This window comes from Ignavibacteria bacterium (genome assembly GCA_016873775.1).
Classification (GTDB): Bacteria; Bacteroidota; Ignavibacteria; order UBA10030; family F1-140-MAGs086; genus JAGXRH01.
Genome location: VGWC01000095.1, coordinates 1 through 7807, shown reverse-complemented (window position 1 = coordinate 7807; position 7807 = coordinate 1). Strand labels below are relative to the sequence as shown.

Annotated in this window: 4 protein-coding genes; 3 read left to right on the top strand and 1 reads right to left on the bottom strand. The window is 40.7% G+C overall.

Annotated elements, in window-relative coordinates; translation table 11 throughout:
• Positions 1–77: 77 nt before the first annotated feature.
• The 3 genes from FJ218_10385 to FJ218_10375 all read left to right on the top strand — a co-directional run bounded on the left by FJ218_10385 (position 78) and on the right by FJ218_10375 (position 6541).
• Positions 78–1724: a hypothetical protein gene (locus tag FJ218_10385; GenBank protein ID MBM4167308.1), complete on the top strand. Its 1647-nt coding sequence runs from the start codon at positions 78–80 to the stop codon at positions 1722–1724.
• Positions 1725–1759: 35 nt separating this feature from the next.
• Entirely contained in the window at positions 1760–2665 is a 906-nt protein-coding gene (locus FJ218_10380) for a DUF4384 domain-containing protein (protein MBM4167307.1), read from the top strand.
• Between the two features lie 138 nt (positions 2666–2803).
• Positions 2804–6541, top strand: coding sequence for a T9SS type A sorting domain-containing protein (locus FJ218_10375; GenBank protein ID MBM4167306.1), 3738 nt, complete (start codon positions 2804–2806; stop codon positions 6539–6541).
• Positions 6542–6627: 86 nt separating this feature from the next.
• On the opposite strand, the gene FJ218_10370 is transcribed toward FJ218_10375, so the two are convergent.
• Positions 6628–7185, bottom strand: coding sequence for a T9SS type A sorting domain-containing protein (locus FJ218_10370; GenBank protein ID MBM4167305.1), 558 nt, complete (start codon positions 7183–7185; stop codon positions 6628–6630).
• Positions 7186–7807: the final 622 nt, after the last annotated feature.

Here is a 7807-nt window from a genome sequence, read left to right as displayed (position 1 = left end):
TAGCATATTATAATTTTAATAAGGGAACAGGTATTATCGCAAATGATATAACTCCAAACTCTAACAACGGGACTCTAATGAATGGAGTGTCGTGGGTGCAAGGAGTTAAAAATGTAAAAGCCGAACCCAAATATCCACCAATAATTGAAAGTTCTGTCGTGTTTTATGAACCGTCTCAAAACAAATTTCTTGATGGGACAGAAAAAGGAAATCTCTCCATCAAACTCACCAACTCTGGACAAGGGAGCGCATACAATCTCTCTGTAAAACTTACTCCTGAAAAAATTGAAGGCATTACGTTTCCATCAGAAATGTTGATCGGCGATGTTGCTCCCAACGAAACGAAAGAAATTTCTATTCCGCTTTCTGCTTCGCTCGATGTGGGAACGAAAGATGTTTCGCTCACGCTTACGTTCACCGAAGCAAATGGATTTCCGCCGCCGCCGTCAAAAATTACTTTCTCTACCAAAGCATTCGAACCGCCGAAATTGCAAATCACCGACGTGGGAATTCAAGATGCAAACGGCAACGGAAAAATTGAAGCAGGAGAACTCGTAACCGTAACCGCGCGTTTGCAAAATACCGGAACGGGAAAAGCGGAAGACCTTACGGCAAATGTTTCTATCGGTGAAAATGTTTTTCTCACGCCTGATAGTAAGTCGAACTTCAAGTTCGACCAACTGCAAAGCCGCGAACACAACGACATTTCCTTTTCTATTTTCGCAAATCAAAACGCAACGAGTGTGCCGGTATTTGTAAGCGTTGCAGAAAAGTATGGACGATTCGGTTTTGAAAAATACCGCTTGCCGTTGGAGTTGAACAAAGTTACACAAAAGTTGCAGGAAATTGTGGTGCAAGGAAAAGAGAGCAAAGAAAAAACTTCGGTCGAAATTTCCACAGGACTTTCCATTGACATCGAACAAAACATTCCCGAAGCGAAACAGAAAAATCCCAATGCTGTTGCGCTCGTGATTGCAATTTCTGATTATGCAAACGCCAACGTTCCGAAAGTGGAGTTTGCAAAACGCGATGCGCAATTTATCCGCGAGTACCTCATCAAAACACTTGGCTACGATGCAGAAAATATTCTTCCGAAAAACGAAGACGAAGTGATGTCTGCTGGAAATATGAAAACATTGATTCGGCAAATTCTTCCATCATATTTAAAGAAAGATGGTTCGTCGGAAGTGTTTATTTATTACAGCGGACACGGAGCGCCGAGCACGCAAACCAACGAGCCGTTTTTTGTTCCCTACGATTGCAACCCGAATTTTGTGAACAAAGACAACGCATACAATATGAATGAGTTTTATGCGGATATTGCAGCGTTGAACGCAAAGAAAAAGTTTGTCGTGATTGATGCGTGTTTTTCCGGACAATCGGGAAGCGGACAAACGCTCGTGAAAAATGCAAGTCCCGCATTGCTGAAAGTGAAAAATGTTTTGCTCGCGGATGAAAATGCTGTGCTGTTTCAATCGTCAAGCGCAGAGCAGGTTTCCAACTGGTATCCCGAAAAAAAGCACGGAATGTTCACGTATTTTTTCTTGAAAGGATTGCAAGTATTAGCGAGTAAAAATAATGGAACAGTAACAGCAAGCGAGTTGGAGCAATTCATCAACGACGAGAATGATGGTTTGCCGTATTATTCCAATCGAGAATTTCAACGACCGCAGAAGGCAGTTGTAAGCGGAAAGTTGGAAAGTGTTGTGGTGAAGTTGAAGTGAGGAAATTAACCACGGATTACACTGATGAAACGCGGATGAGCACGAATTCAATCAGTGAAAAATCTGTTGTATCCGTGTCATCTGTGGTCTATAAAAAATATAAAATGAAAACGATAACTTTTATTCTGGTAATTTTGTTCATTCAGATTCTTTATTCTCAAAATGAAAAAGCACCGCAATGGATTTTTGGAAAAGGTAATGCGGAAGGCACAGATACGAAACAAATTCGCAGAGATGCAGTCAATGATGCGCGAGCAAATGCATTGAAGCAAGCGGGGATTGATATTCGTGCGAGTGACGTGTTGATAAAAACGGAAACGAATCAACAACTCACTGATTTTTACAGCAAGTTTGCAGAAACATCATCGAAAGGAATTATTCTGGAGGAACGAAACGTGAAAGTCGGAAAAGCAGAACCGCTCACAGAAAATTCCGATGTGTATAAAATCGAAGTTATATTGGAAGCACTCGTTGCAACACAATTCGGAGAACGCGATGCAGGATTTGACGTTACACTCGATGCAAACAGAGAATCGTATCAGGAAAATGAATCGGTGCAACTCACAATTACTTCAACTCGCGAAGGATATTTGACGTTGTTTTATGTTCACAACGATTCGCTGAATGTTCTTTTCCCGAATGCAATTGATAAGAAAAATTTTCTGAAAGCAAACGATACGTTAAGATTTCCGCATAGCAACAGTTATCAATTAACGTTGGAAACAGAAGCGGGAAAGAAAAGTTCGTTTGAGGAATTTATCGCAGTGGTAACGAAAGGAGATATTCCAGTTCACAACCTCAGTGAAATGAAAATTGAACAAGGAAATTTGCAAACGAAGGAAACGATGCTGACGAATTATGCGAAATGGTTATATGAAATTCCGCTCGACCAAAGAGGTTCTGCGACAAAGGTGTTGCAAGTTTTCAAAAAAGAAAAATGAAAAATAAAATTCGTATTTCGGTTTAAAGTGCAACAAAAGTGAGGCAATGAAAGTCAAAAAGCAAAAAAGAAAAATAAAATCCACTTCTTTTTTCATATTTTGACCGCAGATTTTTACAACATTTATCAATTTTTCTTTATGAAGAAGACAACTATTCTATCCTTTTTTTTCATCCTATTCCTGTTTTCGCACGCAAAGAGTGAGCCACAGAATCCAACGCCAAAGTTTTCGCGCGTAAAAATTATTGTTCCCGATAAAACAACATTGCAACAAATTTGGTCAACGGGAATTGATTACGAAGGTGTTACGGGGAAAATCGGCGGCGAGATGGAATTTGTTGCAGGCGAATTTGAATTGCAACAACTCGCAGAAAAAAATATTCCGTTTCAGATTACTGTTGACGATTTAGCTAAACAATACGAACAAGGAATTGCTCCGTTTCCTGTTGATGCGCTTGGTTTTGGTTACGGAAGTATGGGAGGATTTTATACGTTTGCAGAAGTTGTGAAACAACTTGATACAATGTTGCTCTTGTATCCTAACGTCATTACTGCACGCGAAAGCATTGGAACAACACGCGAAGGGCGCGCAGTTTGGATGGTGAAAATATCCGACAATCCGAATAGTTTTGAGCCGAATGAACCACAGGTATTATATACTGCGCTCCATCATGCGAGAGAACCGCAGGGAATGATGACGTTGATGTATTATATGTGGTGGCTGTTGGAAAATTTTGGTGAACATCCTGAAGCAACGTATTTAGTCAATAATCGCGCAATGTTTTTTATTCCCGTAATGAATGCTGACGGATATGTATATAATCAAACAACAAATCCCAACGGCGGCGGAATGTGGCGAAAGAATAGAAGAAACAATGAAGGCGGTACGTTTGGCGTGGACCCGAATAGAAATTACGGACCGATGTATATGTGGGATGCGCCTAATGGAGGTTCCAGCACTTCGCCATCGAGTGATACGTATCGCGGCACCGCGCCGTTTTCTGAACCGGAAAATCAGGCGATTGATAATTTTATGCGTACGCATAATATCAAGTCGTGTTTGAATTATCATACGTATGGAAATTATTTGATTTATCCGTTCGGTTATCTTTCGAAAGAAAACAGCGATTCGCTTATCTATCGCGATATTGCGTACGAAATGACGAATTTCAATAATTACACGAACGGAACGGATATGCAAACGGTGAACTATTCCACGCGCGGAAATTCCGATGATTATATGTTCGGCGATACGACAAAACCGCGCACATGGACAATGACGCCGGAAGTTGGCATCACGGGTTTTTGGCCCACATCGGATGAAATATTTCCGCTTGCAATTGAAAACTTGGGACAAAATAAGTATCTCGCACAAGTTGCGGGAAATACAACACGCTTAAAAACGTTTGATATTGTTGATGAAAATCAAAATCAGTTTTTGGAACGCGGTGAAAATTTTGCGTTCAAAGTATCAGTAAGAAATAAAGGATTAACCAAAGGAACTAACGTAACAATTGCATTGCAGGAACAAACTGGAAAAATTACGTTTCCAGTTCCGTCGCAAACATTAGTACAGATTCCGGCAATTACTGATACGTTGTTGATATTTTCCGGCGTTGTGCAAATGAATGCGAAGGAAGGAGTTCCGTTTCCGCTTGTCATTTCCATTTCCGACTTGAATGGATATGTGTGGAACGATACGGTGCAATTAGCGATAGGAATTCCAACAGTGATATTTACTGATAACGCATCGAATGGCATTGGAAATTGGACAGCCGTAAGCGGATGGAATACGACAACAACAAAATTTCGTTCACCTCCTGCGTCGTTCACGGAAAGCCCGAACGGAAATTATCCACCGAATGTCAATGCAACGTTTACTATTAATGCACCGCTCAATCTTGCAACGTACGATTATGTGAAGTTGGAATACTGGACGTATTTTGCCTTGGAACCGTCGTGGGATTTTGCAACGGTGGAAATTTCGACAAACAACGGAAGCACGTGGAAATATTTACGTTCAAAACTGATGCAAAAAGGAAGCGGACGAGACGCAGCAACACAACCTTCCGATGCTTTTGGATACGATGGTTACACACCGGGACTTACATTCGTGAAGCAGGAAATTGATTTGTCGTCGTTCCTTGGTAGCAATATAAAATTACGATTGCACACACGCGCCGATGGGGGAGAAGAACGTGATGGTTTTTATGTTGATGATATCCGCATTCTCGGCTATCGCGAAAGTTTGGACAGTACTGTGATTGTTACTCCCGAAGAGATTACTTTCAGTGGAATTCCTGGAACCGAATTTGAACGCACACTTCAGTTTTTCAATAACACTTCGGATTCTGTTACTGTTGCAATTGCAGAAAGCGTGATGTCTGCTGAAAATAATTCTGTTGAAATTCTTTCGTTTCCTTGTTCAGAAAAAAACATTGTCGGAAGTATAAAGGAAAACATTTCTCCTCAACAAATTCTGCAACGCAAACCGGTTTCATTTTCAACCAATGAAGGAACAATTCAGAAAGCATGGACAACGCTCATTGAAGACAATCGCAACGACAATCTCCTGCTCGGCGTTGATGTTCTTCGCATAGATTATCAGTTGAGAAATTTACCTCCACCGATTGGAACATTGATGGATATGCGAATTATAATGACCAATCCCGATAGCAACGTGCTGGGATTTGTTTCCGTAGATACAGACCAAGATTTCGGAACAGGAGATTTTCCGGTTCCGTTTGGTTTCGGATTACCGATGCGCGATGTCGGTTCTGAGTTCGAAATTGTGTGCATTTTTAGTACGCAACTTGCTGAATCGTTGGGAATCGGTTCACTTCCGCTTGCTATCGTCGTTGATTCAGAAACAGATTCGCTTGTTGGTTTGCCGTTGTTATTAAACGTTACGAAAGATTCTGTTCTTACGGGAAAATTTTCCGTTCCGCTCGGTTCAATGTATTTCAATGACGAAGGAAATATGAACATCGCAACACTTTTTACAAGAACAGAACAAAATCCATCGCCTGATGTTGCGCCCGATATTGGACACGGAATCGTTGGAACGGAAAGAGGAATTTCGTGGATGCGGGAAACGCCGATGGAATTTACTGTTGCAAGCGGTGAATCATTATCTGTTGCTGTGCGTGCGCTCGCGGCAAAACAACCGGGAACACATTTTGCACAATTGCAATATTCGTTCAACGGGGTCTCATCGTTAACAACGGCAATTCAACTTCAAGTAAATGCTCCTCCTCCTCCGCATATTAGTATATCGCCTTCCGTGTTGCGAGATACGGTTGAAGCAGGTGATAGCAGTTCATTGCTGTTGCATATTTCTAACACAGGTGCAGGAATTTTATACTTTGCAGTTCTTGATACGGCGCAAACAGCGTGGCTTTCGTTCGTTTCTCCGTTTGGAACATTGGAACAAAACGGCAATGCAGAAGTTGAAATAATTTCGCAAGCAACAGCAATTTCGCCGGGAACGTACACTGCTCAGATAATTATTTCCAGCAACGACCCAACACAACGTACGATAATAAAAACTTTGTCGCTTGTTGTACTTCCTTCGAATAGCATCAATGGAAACGTTCAACAACTTCCGAAAGATTTTTCTCTCGAACAAAACTTTCCCAATCCGTTCAATCCGACAACGACGATATCATTTGCATTACCGAAGACAATGTATGTAACGCTGAAAATATTTAATGTTTTGGGAAATGAAGTTGCAACGCTTGCGAACGGAACGGAACAAGCAGGATTTCACCAAAAAACTTTCACTGCATCGCACCTTCCCAGCGGATTGTATTTCTATCGGTTGAATGTGAATAACGGCGAATACGTTCAAACGAAAAAATTGATTTTAATGAAATGAAATAATAGTACAACCAATTTCCAAAAAACAAATCCCACACGTTTATTTGATGTGTGGGATTTGTTGTATAAATGATGCTGCTGTTTTTATTTCATCAGCATAAGTTTCTTCGTCTCATTGTAACGCAAAATTCCATTTTGCGAAACACTTAACCGATAGAAATACACACCGCTTGGTAAATTCGTAGCATCGAAATTTATTTCATATTCACCTGCTTCTGTTTCTTCGTTGTTCAATAATGTAACAACTTCTTTTCCAAGAATGTCGTACACTTTCAGCATTACAGCACTATTATCGGATAACGAATAACGAATAACAGTTAACGGGTTAAAAGGATTCGGATAGTTTTGCTCCAAAGAAAATGTTTCTGGTAGATAGTCGCGGTTGCGGTTTTGAAAAAAGAATGGTGAAACGGAACGCGAAGATGGTCCTTTTCTTAGATAGTTCACCGTTCGAAGCAATTTATCGCCGTCGAGTTGCAATGGCGATGTTGCAATAATATCAGTATCTGCAAATGACGTAGCAAACGAAGAATTTAATTCAATTAACGTATTGAGTAACGCAACATAATCGAAATTGCTTTCAACAAATTTCCATTTTGTCAAGATATAATCAACGCTATCGGCAATATCGAACAGCACCATATTGTTAAAAACGCTGTTCGATTTTTTATACAGTAAATCGTGAAATCCTTCGGGCGTTACAACAAATGCACTTGCAAAAAGATTCAGTTTAAACATCGCAACTTGTTCCGCAAGTTTGTTATCGTATGTTTTTCGCGTCGCTTTCAATCCTTTGACAAAAACTTTTGATTTCTTTCCTGCAACACGAATCGAATCAAACGGTTTTGCGGGAAGTGTATGGGGTGCGGTGAAAAATTGCGCAACATCCGAACCTTTTTTCCACGTAATCCATCCGTAACGTTTTGCGGAATCTTTATTCGTTTGTTCCAATCCGAGAATCATTCCCCCAAGTTTCTTAACGATAGTATCGCGCACATTTGCAAGCGTTGGAATCGGATTTTTCGGAGTTATCGCTTTCGATTTTTCGGCAAACGCTGTTGAAACGGTAAAAGTGCGGTATCGCGACTTATCCAAATAACTATTCACAAATTGCACGCGTATATTGTCGCCGCTTTTAACCGAAAGTTTTGCGCCTGTTTGTGCTGCTAATGGAACGGATACTTGCGCAAGATTATGATTGTACACGCGCACAACAATATTTTCCCAATGCAAACTATCTGCTTCGAGAACAGAATAATTGCCG

What these genes read in the sequence shown, in the direction of transcription:
- FJ218_10385 (MBM4167308.1), top strand. Translation starts at nt 78, where the DNA reads ATGAATGGAGTGTCGTGGGTGCAAGGAGTTAAAAATGTAAAAGCCGAA.
- FJ218_10380 (MBM4167307.1), top strand. Translation starts at nt 1,760, where the DNA reads ATGAGCACGAATTCAATCAGTGAAAAATCTGTTGTATCCGTGTCATCT.
- FJ218_10375 (MBM4167306.1), top strand. Translation starts at nt 2,804, where the DNA reads ATGAAGAAGACAACTATTCTATCCTTTTTTTTCATCCTATTCCTGTTT.
- FJ218_10370 (MBM4167305.1), bottom strand. Translation starts at nt 7,185, where the DNA reads ATGGTGCTGTTCGATATTGCCGATAGCGTTGATTATATCTTGACAAAA.